This is a genomic window from Mesobacterium hydrothermale (assembly GCF_035818635.1).
In the GTDB taxonomy this organism is placed as follows: domain Bacteria; phylum Pseudomonadota; class Alphaproteobacteria; order Rhodobacterales; family Rhodobacteraceae; genus Mesobacterium_A; species Mesobacterium_A hydrothermale.
Genome location: NZ_JAYLLH010000001.1, coordinates 194,885 through 212,165, shown reverse-complemented (window position 1 = coordinate 212,165; position 17,281 = coordinate 194,885). Strand labels below are relative to the sequence as shown.

General features: G+C 63.4%; 20 protein-coding genes. 7 read left to right on the top strand and 13 right to left on the bottom strand.

Annotated elements, in window-relative coordinates:
• Positions 1-70: 70 nt before the first annotated feature.
• Together VK792_RS01030 and VK792_RS01025 are read left to right on the top strand one after the other, a co-directional pair.
• Complete coding sequence (locus VK792_RS01030; RefSeq protein ID WP_326295421.1) at positions 71-1,591, top strand: COG3904 family protein; 1,521 nt, start codon at positions 71-73, stop codon at positions 1,589-1,591.
• Between the two features lie 118 nt (positions 1,592-1,709).
• Complete coding sequence (locus VK792_RS01025; RefSeq protein ID WP_326295420.1) at positions 1,710-2,666, top strand: L-malyl-CoA/beta-methylmalyl-CoA lyase; 957 nt, start codon at positions 1,710-1,712, stop codon at positions 2,664-2,666.
• A 67-nt stretch (positions 2,667-2,733) separates the two neighbouring features.
• On the opposite strand, the gene VK792_RS01020 is transcribed toward VK792_RS01025, so the two are convergent.
• The 12 genes from VK792_RS01020 to VK792_RS00965 all read right to left on the bottom strand — a co-directional run bounded on the left by VK792_RS01020 (position 2,734) and on the right by VK792_RS00965 (position 11,369).
• Complete coding sequence (locus VK792_RS01020) at positions 2,734-2,889, bottom strand: hypothetical protein (protein ID WP_326295419.1); 156 nt, start codon at positions 2,887-2,889, stop codon at positions 2,734-2,736.
• A 111-nt stretch (positions 2,890-3,000) separates the two neighbouring features.
• Positions 3,001-4,155, bottom strand: a complete 1,155-nt coding sequence (locus tag VK792_RS01015) for a WD40/YVTN/BNR-like repeat-containing protein (RefSeq protein WP_326295418.1) — start codon at positions 4,153-4,155, stop codon at positions 3,001-3,003.
• Between the two features lie 66 nt (positions 4,156-4,221).
• On the bottom strand, positions 4,222-5,001 hold the full coding sequence (locus VK792_RS01010) for a succinate dehydrogenase iron-sulfur subunit (protein ID WP_326295417.1): 780 nt from the start codon (positions 4,999-5,001) through the stop codon (positions 4,222-4,224).
• A gap of 10 nt (positions 5,002-5,011) precedes the next feature.
• Positions 5,012-5,329, bottom strand: a complete 318-nt coding sequence (locus VK792_RS01005) for a succinate dehydrogenase (protein WP_326295415.1) — start codon at positions 5,327-5,329, stop codon at positions 5,012-5,014.
• Entirely contained in the window at positions 5,329-7,134 is a 1,806-nt protein-coding gene (gene sdhA / locus VK792_RS01000) for a succinate dehydrogenase flavoprotein subunit (protein ID WP_326295414.1), read from the bottom strand. The genes VK792_RS01005 and sdhA overlap by 1 nt, the downstream gene beginning before the upstream one ends.
• Before the next feature lie 18 nt (positions 7,135-7,152).
• Positions 7,153-7,524: a succinate dehydrogenase, hydrophobic membrane anchor protein gene (gene sdhD / locus VK792_RS00995; protein WP_326295413.1), complete on the bottom strand. Its 372-nt coding sequence runs from the start codon at positions 7,522-7,524 to the stop codon at positions 7,153-7,155.
• A gap of 10 nt (positions 7,525-7,534) precedes the next feature.
• Positions 7,535-7,918 carry a succinate dehydrogenase, cytochrome b556 subunit gene (sdhC, locus tag VK792_RS00990; protein WP_326295412.1) on the bottom strand — a complete coding sequence of 128 codons (384 nt, stop codon included), beginning with the start codon at positions 7,916-7,918 and terminating at the stop codon, positions 7,535-7,537.
• A gap of 230 nt (positions 7,919-8,148) precedes the next feature.
• The gene (locus VK792_RS00985; protein WP_326295410.1) at positions 8,149-8,550 is read right to left on the bottom strand and encodes a hypothetical protein; all 402 of its coding nucleotides are present in this window, start codon (positions 8,548-8,550) and stop codon (positions 8,149-8,151) included.
• A 127-nt stretch (positions 8,551-8,677) separates the two neighbouring features.
• Positions 8,678-9,709: a MaoC family dehydratase gene (locus VK792_RS00980; protein WP_326295408.1), complete on the bottom strand. Its 1,032-nt coding sequence runs from the start codon at positions 9,707-9,709 to the stop codon at positions 8,678-8,680.
• 36 nt (positions 9,710-9,745) lie between these two features.
• On the bottom strand, positions 9,746-9,949 hold the full coding sequence (locus VK792_RS00975) for a DUF1737 domain-containing protein (protein WP_326295407.1): 204 nt from the start codon (positions 9,947-9,949) through the stop codon (positions 9,746-9,748).
• 4 nt (positions 9,950-9,953) lie between these two features.
• A complete protein-coding gene (locus tag VK792_RS00970) occupies positions 9,954-10,508 on the bottom strand; it encodes an NnrU family protein (protein ID WP_326295405.1) in 555 nt (184 codons plus the stop codon).
• A 3-nt stretch (positions 10,509-10,511) separates the two neighbouring features.
• Positions 10,512-11,369 (bottom strand): HpcH/HpaI aldolase/citrate lyase family protein, encoded by an 858-nt coding sequence (locus VK792_RS00965; protein WP_326295404.1) that lies wholly within the window; start codon positions 11,367-11,369, stop codon positions 10,512-10,514.
• A 267-nt stretch (positions 11,370-11,636) separates the two neighbouring features.
• Here VK792_RS00965 and VK792_RS00960 point away from each other — a divergent pair, with 267 nt between their 5' ends.
• A complete protein-coding gene (locus VK792_RS00960) occupies positions 11,637-11,942 on the top strand; it encodes a hypothetical protein (RefSeq protein WP_326295403.1) in 306 nt (101 codons plus the stop codon).
• Positions 11,943-11,945: 3 nt separating this feature from the next.
• Here the strand turns inward: VK792_RS00960 and VK792_RS00955 are convergent, their stop codons facing one another.
• Positions 11,946-12,698: a sulfite exporter TauE/SafE family protein gene (locus tag VK792_RS00955; protein ID WP_326295402.1), complete on the bottom strand. Its 753-nt coding sequence runs from the start codon at positions 12,696-12,698 to the stop codon at positions 11,946-11,948.
• A 159-nt stretch (positions 12,699-12,857) separates the two neighbouring features.
• On the opposite strand from VK792_RS00955, the gene mdh reads away from it, so the two are divergent.
• The 4 genes from mdh to sucC all read left to right on the top strand — a co-directional run bounded on the left by mdh (position 12,858) and on the right by sucC (position 17,210).
• Positions 12,858-13,820 (top strand): malate dehydrogenase, encoded by a 963-nt coding sequence (mdh, locus tag VK792_RS00950; protein ID WP_326295401.1) that lies wholly within the window; start codon positions 12,858-12,860, stop codon positions 13,818-13,820.
• Between the two features lie 117 nt (positions 13,821-13,937).
• Positions 13,938-15,170 carry a peptidase T gene (gene pepT, locus VK792_RS00945; RefSeq protein ID WP_326295400.1) on the top strand — a complete coding sequence of 411 codons (1,233 nt, stop codon included), beginning with the start codon at positions 13,938-13,940 and terminating at the stop codon, positions 15,168-15,170.
• Positions 15,163-15,849: a class I SAM-dependent methyltransferase gene (locus VK792_RS00940; protein ID WP_326295399.1), complete on the top strand. Its 687-nt coding sequence runs from the start codon at positions 15,163-15,165 to the stop codon at positions 15,847-15,849. Before pepT ends, VK792_RS00940 begins: the two co-directional genes overlap by 8 nt.
• A gap of 167 nt (positions 15,850-16,016) precedes the next feature.
• Positions 16,017-17,210, top strand: coding sequence for an ADP-forming succinate--CoA ligase subunit beta (sucC, locus tag VK792_RS00935; RefSeq protein WP_326295398.1), 1,194 nt, complete (start codon positions 16,017-16,019; stop codon positions 17,208-17,210).
• Positions 17,211-17,281: the final 71 nt, after the last annotated feature.

Genomic DNA, 17,281 nt, shown 5'->3' with positions numbered 1-17,281 from the left:
CCGCCGCCGTTGCTGGCCCGGATCGAATCCCCTACGCTTTCCCGACCCGGCTCAATTCAGAAGGTTGCCCATGCTATTTCGTCACCTGAAAGCGCGCGGTTCTGTGCTGGCCGCGCTTGGCCTGAACCTGCTGGTCGCCCTTGCGCCCCGGGCCGATGCCGCAGAATTCTTGCCGGGCGGGGACGCCGAGCTGGGCTGTTTCATGACCATCCGCGGCCAGATCGTGCCGGGCGATGCCGAACGGTTTCGCGACGCTTTGACCAAGAGTATCGGCACGAACCCTTATCGGGACAACCCTGACTTCATTGCCCGTTTCGACGGTGGCGCAGGGACTGTCGTTCCCCGGATCTGTCTCGACAGTGCCGGTGGCTCTCTTGCCGAGGCCTTGCGCATGTCAGACGTTCTGACCAACCGCCAGTCAGAAAGGTCGTCTCTCAATACCGCCATTGGTACGGCGGTCGCCGCCGGGGCACGCTGTCACTCTGCCTGCGCCGTGCTGTTCATGGCAGGCGGGTCTGAAAGCGAAGGCCCCGCCGGGCGCCTGCCCAACCGCGTCCTGCATGCGCAGGGCTCGCTCGGGTTTCACGCGCCAGGCCTGACAATCCCGGACGGCAACTATACCGCCGAGGCCGTCGACAAGGCGTTTACCGTGGCCGTGCGCTCGATCGGGGAACTCAGCGACCGTCAGGCGGACCTGCGCTTTCCGGCCACGCTGCTGAACCGCATGGTCGCCACCCCGCCGCAAGAGATGTACGTCCTGTCGACCGTTGGCGAGGCAGCGCAATGGATGATCGACGTCGTCGGCCTGCCGCATCCCGCGCGTCTGACCCGGGCGCATTTCGTCAACGTCTGCCTGAACACCCAATCGGCACTGATGCCCGCAACCTCCTATCTCGAAAGCTATGCCAACCGCCTTGACGGCCCGGACAGCGGATTCTTTGCCGGTCGCCGGCTGGGGGACTACGCAGAGGGGCTGTTGGTGCGGCACTACAACCGGGGCGTCCTGAAGCTTGCGCTTGGCGCCCCCGGCGATTTCGGCACCGCCAGTTTCGTATCCGATCCCGACCCTGCCGAAGACGGCTTGAATTGCGAAGCCACCTTCGGCGGGATTTGGCCACAAGCCAACCCGCTGGCAGACAACAACCGTCGCCTGGCGGTCTCGTTCTCGCGTGGCGGGGTCATGTTCCTTGATCAAGCCGCCTTTTATCCACCGTGGACGCGCTTTGCCGACCTCAGCCGTGAGTACGGTACCGGTGCCTTGCAGGCAGAGGCAACCGTCTGGAGCGACAGCCGTTCCGTGAACACCCGTTGCATCGTCTTTGATGCCAATGACACCTTGACGGATAACGATGCGTGTCGCGCCGTCGAAACTGCCCGGTTCACCGGCGCCGGAGAGATGGTCGTGACGCTGAGCTTTACGTGGCCCAGCGGCGCAAAGACCGTGATTGGCCTGGACGGCGATCAAACCATCAACGGCAACTCCGCCACGTCCGACTATATCGCCGCAGCCTCGGACCTAGGGGACCAGATCACCTGCCTGCGCAACAGCGCTTCGGGAAACGCGTTCTGCTTTGATCGGATACGGTTCTGATCCCCCGGCGATGCGGGGCGTTTCTGCACCTGCGAAAATGACTTGCGCAGCGCAGCGTAATTTAATAACCCCTCGCCCAGCAGAAACGAAATTTCCTTACCACAAGAAAGAGGTCCCGATGTCCTTCCGCATCCAGCCTGCCGCGCCTGCACGCCCGAACCGGTGCCAGTTGTTTGGCCCCGGCTCTCGCCCCGCGATTTTCGAGAAGATGGCCGCCTCGGCCGCGGACGTGATCAACCTCGACCTCGAGGATTCGGTCGCGCCGTCGGACAAGGACAGCGCCCGCGCCAATATCATCCAGGCCATTGGCGATATCGACTGGGGCACCAAGACCCTGTCGGTGCGGATCAACGGGCTGGACACGCCCTATTGGTACCGTGACGTGGTCGACCTGCTGGAACAGGCCAGCGACCGCCTGGACCAGATCATGATCCCCAAGGTCGGCTGCGCGGCGGATGTCTATGCCGTCGATGCGCTGGCCACCGCCGTGGAACGCGCGAAGGGCCGGACCAAGCCGATCAGCTTCGAGGTGATCATCGAATCCGCCGCCGGAATCGCCCATGTCGAGGAAATCGCCGCCGCCAGCCCGCGCCTGCAGGCGATGAGCCTGGGCGCCGCCGACTTTGCCGCCTCGATGGGCATGCAGACCACCGGCATCGGCGGGACGCAGGAAAACTACTACATGCTGCGCGACGGCGTGAAACACTGGTCGGACCCGTGGCATTGGGCACAAGCCGCGATCGTCGCCGCCTGCCGCACCCATGGGGTGCTGCCCGTGGACGGCCCGTTCGGCGACTTCAGCGATGACGAAGGGTTCCGCGCGCAGGCGCTGCGGTCGGCCACGCTGGGCATGGTTGGCAAATGGGCCATTCACCCCAAGCAGGTCGCCTTGGCCAACGAGGTCTTCACCCCGTCCGAGGCCGCCGTGGCCGAAGCGCGCGAGATCCTGCAAGCGATGGAAGACGCCAAGGCCCGCGGCGAAGGCGCCACCGTCTACAAGGGCCGACTGGTGGACATCGCCAGCATCAAGCAGGCCGAGGTCATCGTCCGCCAGTCCGAGATGATCGCGGGCTGATCCGGGTACAAGAAACACAAAAGGGGCCGCGACAACGGCCCCTTTTTTCGTGCCCTGTCTGCAGCGTTCAGGCGGCGGCGAAATAGTCCGGCCAGACCTGGTCGGGCTTGGGCGCCTCGGCCGTGGTCACGATGCGCGGCATCGGGGTGTAATAGGCCCAAGCCTGTTCAAGACAGTCCAGCGCCTGTTGCGCGTCGACCTTGCGGGGAAACTTCGGTGTCATCGGGTATGCCTTTTCATCGGTCTGTTGGCTCCTCCCTTGGCGGGAAAGCTATGCGGGCTGGCAGCGATAACAGCGGCCATTTCCGCATAGACGCCATGCACCCGGCGCACATCAGGCGCGGTCGAACGCCTCGACCGACAGCACGGTCGGCAGGTGGCGCGCAATTTCCCGCCAATTGTCCCCGCCATCGGTACTGGCAAAGACCGATCCCGAATTCGTTCCGAAATAGACCCCGGGACTTGACTGCCTGTCGGTCGTCATCGCCTGTCGCAAGACGGTAAAGAAACAGCCCGATTGCGGCAGACCTGCGCGGCAATCCTGCCAGCTTTGGCCACCATCCGTCGATTTCCAGACGGCGGCCGACGCGCCCGGCGGAAACCGCCCCTCGGTGTCGCCGTTCAGCGGAAAGGTCCAGATCGTCTGCGGATCGGTCGGGTGCACCGCGATGGGAAAACCGAAGGTCGACGGCAACCCCTCGGTCATGTCATCCCAGTTGCGCCCGCCATCCGCGCTGCGAAACACCCCGTGGTGGTTTTGCTGATAAAGCAGGTCGCCCCGCCCCGGCGCGCGCACCACGTTGTGCACGCAATGCCCGGTTTCACCATTCCGGGGGGCTGCCGGGTGGAAATGGTGCTGGCAGGCCCCGACGTTGGATATCCGGTTGCGCCGCTCCCATGTCACACCGCCATCTTCGCTGGCAAAGACCCCCGCCGCGGAAATGGCCGCCCACAGTCGGGCCGGATCATCCGGGTCGCTGACAATGGTGTGCACCACCAGCCCCGCCGCCCCCGGCATCCAGGTGTCGCGGCTGTCATGCTGGTTCAGCCCGTCCACCATCTGCCAACTGGTGCCGTGGTCGTCGCTGCGCAGCAACAGGCCCGGATCGGCCCCGGCCCAAAGCGTGCCATGGGCATAGGCCACCGCCCAGATCGCCTTCAAACCGTCGAACGGTGCGGGAATGTCCTGCCAGTTCATGAACCTGGCAAGCTCTGCATCATTCGAGGCCCAGTCGTCGATGGTCCCCCGGGACAGCTTTGACAGCGTCCAGCTTTGCCCGTCGTCCCTTGAAATCCAGACCCCCGCGCCGGGCCATTCGCCGCCGCCCCCGGCAGCCAGCGTGCCGGTGGCCGGATCGCCCGCCATGTGGTTGATCGACCAGCCGTCGCAATGCGGCCCGCTCAGCTGCCAATCTTGCCGGTCAGGGTCCGCGGACAAAAGGAACGCACCTTTGGTGGTTCCGATCAGAAGGGAAATCGTCTTGGGCATCGGTGGCCTCCCTCGTTACAAGGGAAAAATACCACCGATCCCGGTCTTCACCTAATCCGTTCAGGCTCAGACCTGACGATCCACCATCATCTTCTTGATCTCTGCAATCGCCTTGGCGGGGTTCAGACCCTTGGGACAGGTCTTGGTGCAGTTCATGATGGTGTGGCAGCGGTACAGTTTGAACGGGTCTTCCAGCCCGTCCAGACGTTCGCCCGTGGCCTCGTCGCGGGAATCGATGATCCAGCGATAGGCGTGCAGCAGCGCCGCCGGACCAAGATAGCGGTCGGAATTCCACCAGTAGCTGGGGCAGGACGTGCTGCAAGATGCGCACATCACGCATTCATAAAGACCGTCCAGTTTCTTGCGATCCTCGATCGACTGCTTCCACTCTTTCGCGGGGCGGTTGGTCTTGGTTTCCAGCCACGGCATGATGCTGGCGTGCTGGGCATAGAAATGGGTCAGGTCGGGGATCAGGTCCTTGACCACCGGCATGTGCGGCAGCGGATAGATCTTCACGTCGCCCTTGATCTCGTCCAGGCCATAGATACAGGCCAGCGTGTTGATCCCGTCGATGTTCATCGCGCAGGACCCGCAGATGCCCTCGCGGCAGGACCGGCGGAAGGTCAGGGTCGGGTCGATCTCGTTCTTGATCTTGATCAGCGCGTCCAGAACCATCGGACCGCATTTGTCCATGTCCAGGAAATAGGTATCGACCCGCGGGTTTTCCCCGGTGTCGGGGTCCCAGCGATAGATGCGGAAGGCCCGCACGTTGGTGGCACCCGCCGGCTTGGGCCAGGTCTTGCCGGTGCGGATTTTCGAATTCTTCGGCAGGGAAAACTGAACCATTTCTCTCTCCTTAGAGCGACAGCAAGGCCAGACCGTTGCCCGCGATGCAGGATACGGTATCGGGCCGCTGTGCGATGGTGACGACGGTTTCAACGGTATCTTCGGTCACGCCCGTGACCGAAGCGGATGCGACCGAGAGGATCTCGGACGCGCTGGCATTGTCGATGATGCAATCGGTGACGGGGGCCGCGTTCACACCCGGAAAGCGGTCGGCCACCACACCGTTGACCACGGTCTTGGCCCGGTCGCGCGCCAGTGCATCCGCCGCGTCATTCGCGGCGGTGCAGGCGGTCAGCGCGCACAAGGACAGGACCGCGACGGCGCGCATCAGAATGTCCGCGCCTTGGGCGCGATGGTCTTCAGGCTGATGCCGCCCTCGTCCTCTGTGGTCAGCGGATCGGTGATGACCGGGCGATAGGACAGCGCGACGCTGCTGCCCTCGACCCGCGCCACGGTGTGCACGCGCCAGTTCTCGTCGTCGCGCGAGGTGAAATCCTCGTGCGCATGCGCACCGCGGGATTCCTTGCGCGCCTCTGCGCCGACGATGGTGGCCAGGGCGTTCGGCATCAGGTTGGTCAGTTCCAGCGTCTCCATCAGGTCGCTGTTCCAGATCAGCGACCGGTCGGTGACCTTGAGGTCATCCATCTTGGCCGCAATCGCGGTCATCTTCTCGACGCCTTCGGCCAATGTCTTGGAGGTGCGGAACACCGCGGCATCGGCCTGCATGGTGCGCTGCATTTCCAGACGCAGTTCCGCCGTCGGGGTTTCGCCCTTGGCGTTGCGCACCGCGTCGAACCGATCGAACGCCTTGTCGACTGAGGCCTGGTTCAGCACCGGGTTGCCCTTGGCGCGGTCCACGACCTGACCGGCGCGGATCGCGGCGGCACGGCCAAAGACCACCAGGTCGATCAACGAGTTGGACCCAAGCCGGTTTGCCCCGTGCACCGACGCACAGCCCGCTTCGCCCACGGCCATCAGGCCGGGCACAACCGCGGTCGGGTTGTCGGCGGTGGGGTTCAGCACCTCGCCCCAATAATTCGTCGGGATACCGCCCATGTTGTAGTGCACGGTCGGCAGAACCGGGATCGGCTCTTTGGTCACGTCGACGCCGGCAAAGATCTTGGCCGATTCCGAAATCCCCGGCAGGCGCTCGTGCAGCGCTTCGGCCGGCAGGTGCGACAGGTTCAGGTGGATGTGGTCGCCATGTTCGCCGACCCCGCGCCCTTCGCGGATTTCCATCGTCATGGACCGGCTGACATAGTCACGCGGCGCCAGGTCCTTGTAGGTGGGCGCATAGCGCTCCATGAACCGTTCGCCTTCAGAGTTGGTCAGGTATCCGCCTTCGCCCCGTGCCCCTTCGGTGATCAGACAGCCAGAGCCGTAGATGCCGGTGGGGTGGAACTGCACGAATTCCATGTCCTGCAACGGCAGGCCCGCGCGGGCCACCATGCCGCCACCGTCGCCGGTGCAGGTGTGCGCGCTGGTGGCACTGAAATAGGCGCGGCCATAGCCGCCGGTGGCCAGCACGACCATCTTGGCGTTGAACACGTGGAACGTGCCATCGTCCAGCTTCCAGCAGACCACACCCTGGCAGGTGCCGTCGTCGCCCATCACCAAGTCTATGGCGAAATACTCGATGTAGAATTCGGCGTTGTTCTTCAGCGACTGGCCATAAAGCGTGTGCAGAATGGCGTGGCCGGTCCGGTCGGCTGCGGCGCAGGTGCGCTGCACCGGCGGGCCTTCGCCAAATTCGGTGGTGTGGCCACCGAACGGACGCTGATAAATCTTGCCTTCCTCGGTGCGCGAAAACGGCACGCCGTAATGTTCCAGTTCGTAAACCGCCTTGGGCGCTTCACGCGCAAGGTATTCCATCGCATCGGTATCGCCCAGCCAGTCCGACCCCTTGACGGTGTCGTACATGTGCCATTGCCAGTTGTCCGGCCCCATGTTGGCAAGGCTGGCCGCGATGCCGCCCTGTGCCGCGACGGTGTGCGACCGGGTCGGGAACACCTTGGTCACGCAAGCGGTGCGCAGCCCCTGTTCTGCCATGCCCAGCGTCGCGCGCAGGCCAGCGCCACCGGCGCCCACAACCACGACATCGTATTCGTGCGTTTCGTATTCGTATGCAGCCATCTTGGCGTCTCCGATGTCTTAAAGCGCGAGTTTGGCCAGGGCGAACAGACCGGTGGCCGTCAACCCGTAGGTCAGCGCGATGGTGCCGATGACCAGGAACTTGCGGGTCATGCCGCGGGCGTAGTCCTCGATCATGATCTGGGCGCCCTTGCGGAAATGCTGCAAGCCGACGAACAGCACCAGCCCGGTCAGGATCGCCGGGATCGGGCGGGCGAAGGTGGCCTGCACCTCTTCGTAGGTGCCGCCAAGGGCGGTGCCAAAGACGTAAAGGAAGGTCGGCACGATCAGCGCAAGGCCAACGCCGCTGACGGTCATGTACCAGTGATGCTCTGTCCCGGAATGGGCGGCACCCTTGCCTTCGGCGCGTTTACGGGCGGTCAGGTAACGCATGGCGGCCTCCTCAGATGATGATCAGGGTCAGGACGGTCAGGACGACCGAGCCGATGATGCAGGCCAGGCCCAGCTTCTCGGCGGTGGGAATGTCCATGCCCTTGCCCGCGTCATAGATGAAATGGCGAATACCGGCGAGGTAGTGATACCACAGCGCCCACATCGACAGCGCCAGCACCAGATCACCGAACCAGCTGCGCAGCACGCCGTCGGCAATGGCAAAATACTCTGGAGAGGTCGCCGCCGCCAAAAGCCACCAAACCACCAGCAGCGCGCCGACGATCAGACCGTTGCCGGTGATGCGCGTCAGGATTGAGGTGAGCATCGGGATCTGCCAGCGATAGATTTGCAGATGCGGCGAAAGCGGGCGTTCCACCTTTTTGACATCGGCCATGTGTCTGTCCTTTCGGTTACCCTGCGGTCCTTTTATTGCTTTTTACATTGCTGTCACGGGTCAGGCTGCGGAAAAATCAGGATTTCCACGCTATAGCTGCGGAAAATTCGCGTTTGTGATCACAGTTCCCGACTGCGTGATCACAGCTTGGACGCTAACAGAATCAATTCGGCGCAGACCCCGGGAAGGCGCCCGCGCCGCTGCGCAAATCTGACAAAAAAGGTCCGGAACTAGGCGGTCGCGACAATCACCGACAGCGGCAGCATCGTGGTCAGCGCCAGCGCCGCGCGCCAGGGCGTGCGCATCCCCGAAACCCGTTCCGCCCGAAACCCGGCAGAGGTCACACCGCCACCAACGATCACGCCCAACGATGCCACAACGTAAACCGCCCAATAGGTTCCTTCGGCCAATGCGATCAGCGCGATCACCCCGATATAAACCGCTGCCGCCATCATCACCGCGCTGATGAGCATCCGGCACAGCGTGCAAATACGGGTCAGGATCCGCGAGTCGTTGGCATCATAGACGCCGATACCCGCGATCATCTGTTCTCTCAGCGCGGGGTTCGCCAGCGCGATTGCAGCAAATGCTGCTGCCGTCAAAGAATAGAATGTGATCAACGCTTGTGTCATCGTCCGCTTCCCGCTCTCGTATAACGTTAGTTAACGCTACGTTAAGCCTACGTTGGAATCGAATTGGGACAGAAGTGTGGCGTCACATCGCGTCAGGGCAATAATATCGCGAAAAAGTTGTATCAGGTCATTTCGGCATCAGCGCCCAGTAGTCGAGATCCAACAAAACCTCGGGCAGGTACTTGCCGTCCGCGCTTTTCAGGGCAAAGGGTGCGCTGCCCTTCGTCGCCACCAGCCGCAGCCGGATCGCGCCGACGCCGGGCAGACCGGTGTCGGCCTTGTCCAGCACCTCGGACCAGGCCTTGATCGTATCCCCCGAAAAACACGGGTTGGCATGGGCCCCGGCGTTCAGGCCAACGATCATCTGCGCATTCGCCAGACCGTTGAACGACAGCGCGCGGGCCATCGAAATCACATGCCCGCCATAGATCAGCCTCTGGCCATCGGGGCGGAACGTGGCATCGAAATGCACCTTGGCGGTGTTCTGCCAAAGCCGCGTCGCCATCATGTGTTCGGCTTCCTCGATCGTCACGCCATCGACGTGGTCGATCTGCTCTCCGACCTCATAGTCGCCCCAGCGGTGTGGCTCGCCCGCAAGGGTAAAGTCATAGCCGGTGAAATCCAGCCGCTCGGGCAGGGTCAGATCAGCAACCGTCAGCACCTTCTTCAGCTCGGGCACCACCGCCTCTGGTGCGGGCGCATCCAGGTTGTTTTTCCGCACCATCACCCAGCGGCAATATTCCATCACCACTTCGTCGCGCTGGTTCAGACCGCGCGTGCGGACATAGACCACCCCGGTCTTGCCATTGGAATTCTGCTTCAGCCCGATCACCTCGGACGTGCTGCGCAGGGTATCCCCGGCATAAACCGGCGTCATCCAGCGGCCTTCGGCATAGCCCAGGTTTGCCACCGCGTTCAGCGACACGTCCGGCACGGTCTTGCCAAAGACCACGTGAAACGCCGCCAGATCGTCCAGCGGACTGCCAGGCAGACCGCAGGACTGCGCAAACGCGTCCGACGAATACAACGCGTGCCGCATTGGATAAAGCGCATGGTACAGCGCCCGCTCGCCGCCGGAAACCGTGCGCGGCACCGCGTGGTCGATCACCTGGCCGATGGCATAGTCTTCGAAAAAGCGGCCGGGGTTGGTCTTGGTCATGCTGCGTCTTTCCTTGTCGGATCCGTCGGGGCAGGCTCAGTGCTCGCCCAGCTTGGTGTCAGGGGTATAGGTGCCCTCGACCTCTTTGGTCACCGCCTGCCCGCAGCGCATCACGCCGTTGGCCGCGTCAAAGGCATAGGTCGGATCGCCATGCAGCGCCCAGCCCTTGTTCAGGGCGGCGGTCACCTTGTGGCAAAAGGCAGACGTGTCGTCGGCGGTCAGAAAACGATACAGTTTCATGGCCTTATCCAAACGTCGGGTAGCCAAGCCAATAGTGGATGCCAACCGCCACACCATAGACGACCAGCGTCCCGACCAGCGCCATCACCTCTTTGCGAGCGTTGACGGTGACGGTTGCGGGCTTCACCCAGGTGGTCTGCTTGTTGATCAGGATCACCTCGACCACGGCCCAGGCCAGCAAACCGCCAAACAGGATGAACGACGCAACGTCGCCGTTCACCAGCAGGTGCGCCAGCGCCCAGGTCTTGACCCCGATCAGCATCGGGTGGCGCATCTTCTGCCCCATCGCCGTCTTCATGCCCGACGCGGCAAACAGGTAAACCGAAACCAGCATCAGCAGGTTGTTGATCCCCACCGTCGCCGGGTGACGGCCCCAGAAAAACGCCCCGTCCATCCCGCGATAGCCGATCACCATCAGCACAAGACTGGCCAGCAGCATCAGCGATACCGGCCCCCTGAACCCGTCGCCCAGCGCGGCGCGGCGCTCCGGCGCAATGCGCTTGAACAGGTGGGCGCCGCTCCACAGGGCGACGCCAAGGATGAGGATCAGGCTATACATGGGTCACTCCGTGGTAAGGGCTGCAATCGCCTCTGCTTTTGCCAGAATTTCACGTGCGGTGACAACGTGCAGATTTTCGACGATCTTGCCATCGACCACGGCCACGCCCTGACCTGCGGCCACGGTTTCTTCAAAGGCGGCGATCTGACGCTGTGCTAGGTCGATTTCGGCAGCCGTGGGCGCAAAGGCGGCATTGGCCACCTCGACCTGTGCCGGGTGGATCAGCGTCTTGCCATCAAACCCCATGTCGCGGCCCTGTTCGCATTCGGCGGCCAGCCCCTCGGCATCCTTGAACGCGTTATAGACACCATCGACGATCACCAGCCCCTCGGCCTTGGCTGCCAGCAGGCACAGCGAAAGCGACGTCAGCATCGGCAGCCGGTCGTCGCGATAGCGGCACTGCAATTCCTTCGCCAGGTCGTTGGTGCCCATCACCATGCCCGCCAGCTTCGGGTGCGCGGCGATTTCGGCCGCGTTCATCATGCCGCGCGGAGTTTCCATCATCGCCCACAGCGGCTTGTCGCCGGTGATCGCCGCCAGCGCATCCAGTTGCGCCGCCGATTCCACCTTGGGCAGCAGCACCGCGTCGCAATCCATCCCGGCAGCGGCCTTGGCATCGTCGGCACCCCAGACGGTGTCCAGCCCGTTGATCCGCACGATCCGCACGCGGTTGCCATAGCCGCCCTGCGCCAGCGCGGCTTTCAGCGTTTCCCGCGCCGCGGGCTTTTCATCGACCGCCACCGCGTCTTCCAGGTCAAAGATGATCGCATCGACAGCCAGGCCCCGGGCCTTGTCCAGCGCCCGGTCCTTGGATCCGGGGATATAAAGAACAGACCGATAGGGGCGCGCGCGCATGTCCATGAGAAGACCTCCGTAACAATGTTGCGCGGAAAGGGGCATTTTTCTTAGAAAAGTTCAAGCAGAAATTGCCGCATTGCAGAAAAATGCTGCGCCAGACGCAGCGACTCAGGCCAACCGCCCCGACGAAATCTCTCCTCCACCCGCCGCGTTAACCTTCGCGAAAGCTCTGTCTGCCCATCCTAACAGCACAGTCCGGTGGGGCCAAGGCACCCAGCGGCAGGGGGATTTCCGGACCTTTGTTCAACCGTTGAAAAAGGTGGTGATGCAATGAAACAGATTTTCCGGACCGGGGCTGCGCTCTTGGTGCTTGCCGCGCCCGCATCTGCCCAAACTCTGGCAAACTGCGCCCCGCGTGATCAGGTCGTGGCGCGACTGGCCGAAAAATACGGCGAAACCCGCCAATCCATCGGCCTTGGCAGCAACAACCAGATGATGGAGGTTTTTGCCTCGTCCCGGACCGGCAGCTGGACGATCACCGTCACCACGGCGCAGGGTCTGACCTGCCTGATCGCCAGCGGACAGGCGTTTGAAACCCTGACCGCCGCGCTGAAAACACCCGGTGACGATGCCTGACCCTCAGGTCAGCGCATCCCACACCAGCTTGGCCCCGGTCAGGGTCAGCGCCACATAGGTCACGCCGAAAAACGCCCGTTCCGGGATCATCTTGTGGGCCTTGATGCCAAGCCATGTACCCAGGATCGCGAACGGCGCCAGCGCCAGCCCCAGCAACAGCGTTTGCGTCGTGAAAATCCCCATCCCGGCGTAAAAGCCCGACTTGAACAGGTTGACCGCCCAGAAGATCAGCACAGTCGTCGCCTGGTAACGGGTCTTCGACATCCCCTGCCCCAGCATGTAAACCGCCGCCGCGGGCCCGCCCGCATGGCTGACGAAACTGGTAAAGCCCAGCGCGACACCCGCCCCAAGCCCGACGCCCGGGCCGAACTTTGCCCCCAGCCGGATCAGCTTGTATTTCACCGCCAGTTGCCAGGCCACGAACAGCAGCGCCACCAGCCCGATGATCAGCCGGATCGCATCCGGGTTGGCCCAGGCATAAAACAATGCCCCCAGGATCGTGCCGGGAATCCCGCCCCACAACAGCACCTTGGCCACGCCCCAGTCCCACTTGCGCCAATAGGCCGGCAGGCTGGTCACGTCGATCAGCATCAAAAGCGGCAGCATCAGCCCGATGGCAATTCCCGGATCCAGCGCAATGGCAAGAATCGACGAACTGGCAAAGGCCACACCAGACCCGAAACCGCCCTTGGAAATGCCCGCGAAGATCACCGCCGGGATCGTCACGGCAAAAACAGGCAGGGTGAAAAGCTCCACGTCCGGCTCCTCTAAACTGGCGTTTAAACTGCCTTTATCGTGCCCGCACGGGGAACGATAGCCCTAACAGCGCCCGCTGCCGCAGCGCAGCACCCTTGCGCGGCGCGTCACAAAGGCTTAGGCAATCGTCGAATTTCACGAAGGACTGGAGAGATATCCATGGCCAGACCCAAGATCGCCCTGATCGGCGCGGGACAGATCGGTGGCACCCTTGCCCACCTTGCAGCACTGAAAGAACTGGGCGACGTCGTCCTGTTCGACATCGCCGAGGGCACGCCGCAGGGCAAGGCGCTCGACATTGCCGAGGCCGGTCCCTCGGAAGGCTTCGACGCCACGCTGAAAGGCACCACCGACTATGCCGATATCGCCGGTGCCGATGTCTGCATCGTCACCGCCGGCGTGCCGCGCAAGCCGGGCATGAGCCGCGATGACCTGCTGGGGATCAACCTGAAGGTCATGAAATCCGTGGGCGAAGGCATCAAGGCCAACGCCCCCGACGCCTTCGTCATCTGCATCACCAACCCGCTCGATGCGATGGTCTGGGCGCTGCAGCAGTTCTCGGGCCTGCCCGCGAACAAGGTCTGCGGCATGGCCGGCGTTCTGGACAGCGCCCGCTTCCGCCACTTCCTGTCGGTCGAATTCGGCGTGTCGATGAAAGACGTCACCGCCTTCGTTCTGGGCGGCCACGGCGACACCATGGTACCGTCGGTCCGCTACTCGACCGTTGCCGGCATTCCCCTGCCCGACCTGGTCGAAATGGGCTGGACCACGCAGGAAAAGATGGACGCGATCGTTCAGCGTACCCGCGACGGCGGCGCCGAAATCGTCGGCCTGCTGGGCAACGGCTCGGCCTATTACGCTCCGGCCACCTCGGCCATCGAAATGGCCGAAGCCTATCTGAAAGACCAAAAGCGCGTGCTGCCCTGCGCCGCCTATTGCGACGGCGAACTGGGTGTCGACGACATGTACGTGGGCGTGCCCACCGTGATCGGCGCCGGCGGCATCGAAAAGATCGTGAACATCAAGCTCACCAAGGAAGAGCAGGAGATGTTCGACAAGTCGGTCGACGCGGTGAAGGGCCTGGTCAAGGCCTGCAAGGAAATCGATCCCTCGCTGGCCTGATTTCCAACGCGGCACAAGAATGCGAGAGGGCGCCCCGTCGGGCGCCCTTTTTGCATGTCCTCACCTTGACACCGCCCCGCCCCGGGGGCCTGATCCGCGCAAACGACCGGAGGCCCCATGTCCGACTTCAATTCCGAACTCGAAACCCGTCTTGTCCGCTATGCCGCCATCGACAGCCAGTCCGATGCCGACAGCCCCAGCGCTCCGTCCACAGCGATTCAGCACGCGCTTCTGGATCTGCTGAAATCGGAACTGGAAGAAATCGGCGCGCAGGATGTGGTGAAAACCGACTACGGCACCGTCATCGCGACGATCCCGGGCACCGTTCCGGGGCCGACCGTGGGGTTCCTGGCCCATGTCGACACCGCGCCGCAGTTCAACGCCACCGGCGTGAAACCCCGCGTCATCAAGGGCTACAACGGCGGCGCGATCACCTTTCCCGACGATCCCGAACTGACCCTGACGCCCGAGGAATTTCCCTATCTCGCGGAAAAACTGGGCCATGACATCGTCACCGCCTCGGGCCTGACCCTTCTGGGGGCCGACGACAAGGCCGGCGTCGCGATCATCATGACAGCCGCGCGCCACCTGCTGCAAAACCCCGATATTCCCCGCCCGACGATGCGTGTCGCCTTCACCCCGGACGAAGAAATCGGCCGCGGCGTCGATGCCCGCCTGCCCGCCGACCTTGGCGCCGATTTCGCCTATACGTTCGACGGCGGCGCGGTGGGGGAAATCGAATACGAAAGCTTTTCCGCCGATGGCGCCGTGGTTATGGTCAAGGGCGTGTCGATCCACCCCGGCCTGGCCAAGGACAAGCTGGTGAACGCCGCGCATCTGGCGTCAAAGATCGTGATGACCCTGCCGCATGTCACCCTGACCCCGGAAACCACCGACGACCGCGATGGCTTCATCCACCTGACCGACATGAACGGCGGCTCGTCCGAGATGCGGCTGAAATTCATCCTGCGCGATTTCGAACTGGACGGGCTCGAAGCCAAGGGCGCGCTGCTGCGTCAGGTTTGCGACGCGGTCGCCGCCACCGAACCGCGGGCCGAAATCACCTGCACGATCACCTCGCAATACCGCAACATGCGCTATTGGCTGGAAACCGACATGACGCCCGTGGACCTGGCCCGCAACGCCGCCCGCGAACTGGGGGTAGAGCCGGTGTCGGTCCCGATCCGGGGCGGCACCGATGGCTCGCGCCTGACGGAAATGGGGGTGCCGTGCCCGAACCTGTTCACCGGGATGCAGAACATTCACGGCCCGCTGGAATGGGTGTCGGTGCAGGACATGGCGCTGGCCACCGACCTGTGCCTGTCGATCCTGCGGCGTGCCGGTGGCTGAACGCCCGGTTTCGCCCTACCTCGCGCCGGGGTTCTATGACACGGCGCTGGCCAAGGGGCGGCACCGCGACATCGTCGGCGGGCGCTGGGAGGAAACCGGGCGCGTGCAGATGGCGGCCCTCCTGCGCGAAGGCTTGCAACCGGACGACCGGCTGCTGGATATCGGCGCCGGATCGCTGCGGTTGGGGTGCAAGGCGGTGCCCTACCTCGCCCCCGGCAACTACTGGGCAACCGACGCCAGCGGTGCGCTGATGTCGCGCGGGCGCGCTCTGGAACTGGCAGACCCCGCCCGCCTGCCCGCCGATCACCTTGTCGAGGATGCCGATTTCGCCTTTCCCGGCGTGCCCGGCGATATCGACATGGCGATCTGTTTCGCCGTCTTTACCCACCTTCCCGCAGACCGCCTGCCCCCCGCGCTGGCCCGCATCCGCGCGGCCTTCCCGCGTTTGCGCAAACTGCTTGTCACCCTGTTCCTTGCGCCCGACGATCACCCCCCCGGCACCCCCTGCCGCCAGCCCGACGGCGTCGTCACCCATGACGTCCGCCCGCCCTATCACCGTCGCCTGTCCGACGTGCTGCCCGCGATCCGGGCGGCGGGCTTTGATGTGCGGACCGCGCCGGACCTGTTGCCACGCGGCCAGATCCTGTTTGTCGCCACCCCTGTTCCAACACCGTTCTGAGTCGCGACGCCACAGTTCTGATTTTTTGTGATCACGCATTTCCAAGCTGTGATCACAAATGTCGGATTTTTCCGCCTTTCGCCAACTGCCCAGAAATAAATCTTGAGAAATGGCTCTCGCCTGTGCCTATACAGCCAAAATTCGCAGCCAAACGGGACAGTTGATCCATGAACATCCACGAATATCAGGCCAAGGCCCTTCTGCGCAGCTACGGTGCGCCGGTGTCCGACGGCCGGGTCGTGCTCAAGGCCGAAGAGGCCAAGACCGCGGCGGGCGAACTGGACGGGCCGCTCTGGGTCGTCAAGGCGCAGATACACGCGGGCGGTCGCGGCAAGGGCTCCTTCAAGGAAGCCGACGCCGGGGACAAGGGCGGCGTGCGTCTGGCCAAGTCGGTCGAAGAGGCCGCGCAGGAAGCCAAGAAGATGCTGGGCCGCACGCTGGTGACCAAGCAGACCGGCCCCGCCGGCAAGCAGGTCAACCGCATCTATATCGAGGATGGTTCGGGCATCGAAACCGAGATGTACCTAGCCCTTCTGGTGGACCGCCAGACCAGCCGCATCTCGTTCGTCGCCTCGACCGAAGGTGGCATGGACATCGAGGAAGTCGCCGAAAGCACCCCGGAAAAGATCCTGTCCTTTTCGGTCGATCCGGCCACCGGCTACCAGCCCTTCCACGGCCGCCGCATCGCCTTCAACCTTGGGCTGGAAGGCAAGCAGGTCAAACAATGCGTCCAGCTGATGGGCACGCTCTACAAGCTCTTCGTCGAAAAAGACATGGAGATGCTGGAAATCAACCCGCTGATCGTCACCGACGCGGGCGACCTGAAATGCCTCGATGCCAAGATGGGTTTCGACGGCAACGCGATCTACCGCCACGCCGACATCGCCGAATTGCGCGACGTGACCGAAGAAGACCCCAAGGAACTCGAAGCGTCGAAATACGATCTGAACTACATCGCGCTGGACGGTGAAATCGGTTGCATGGTGAACGGCGCGGGCCTGGCCATGGCGACGATGGACATCATCAAGCTTTACGGTGCCGAGCCGGCCAACTTCCTGGACGTGGGCGGCGGCGCGACCAAGGAAAAGGTCACCGAGGCGTTCAAGATCATCACCTCTGACCCCAACGTCAAAGGCATCCTGGTCAACATCTTCGGCGGCATCATGCGCTGCGACGTCATCGCCGAGGGCGTGATCGCCGCGGTCAAGGAAGTGGGCCTTCAGGTTCCGCTGGTCGTCCGCCTGGAAGGCACCAACGTCGAGAAGGGCAAGGAAATCATCGCCACGTCCGGCCTGAACGTGATCGCCGCCGACAACCTGTCGGACGGTGCCGAAAAGATCGTGAAGGCGGTGAAGGGCTGACCTTCTGACCCTCGGAATGACGTGGTGGGTCATGGACTGACCCACCCTCCCCAAATCGACATAGGAGCCAC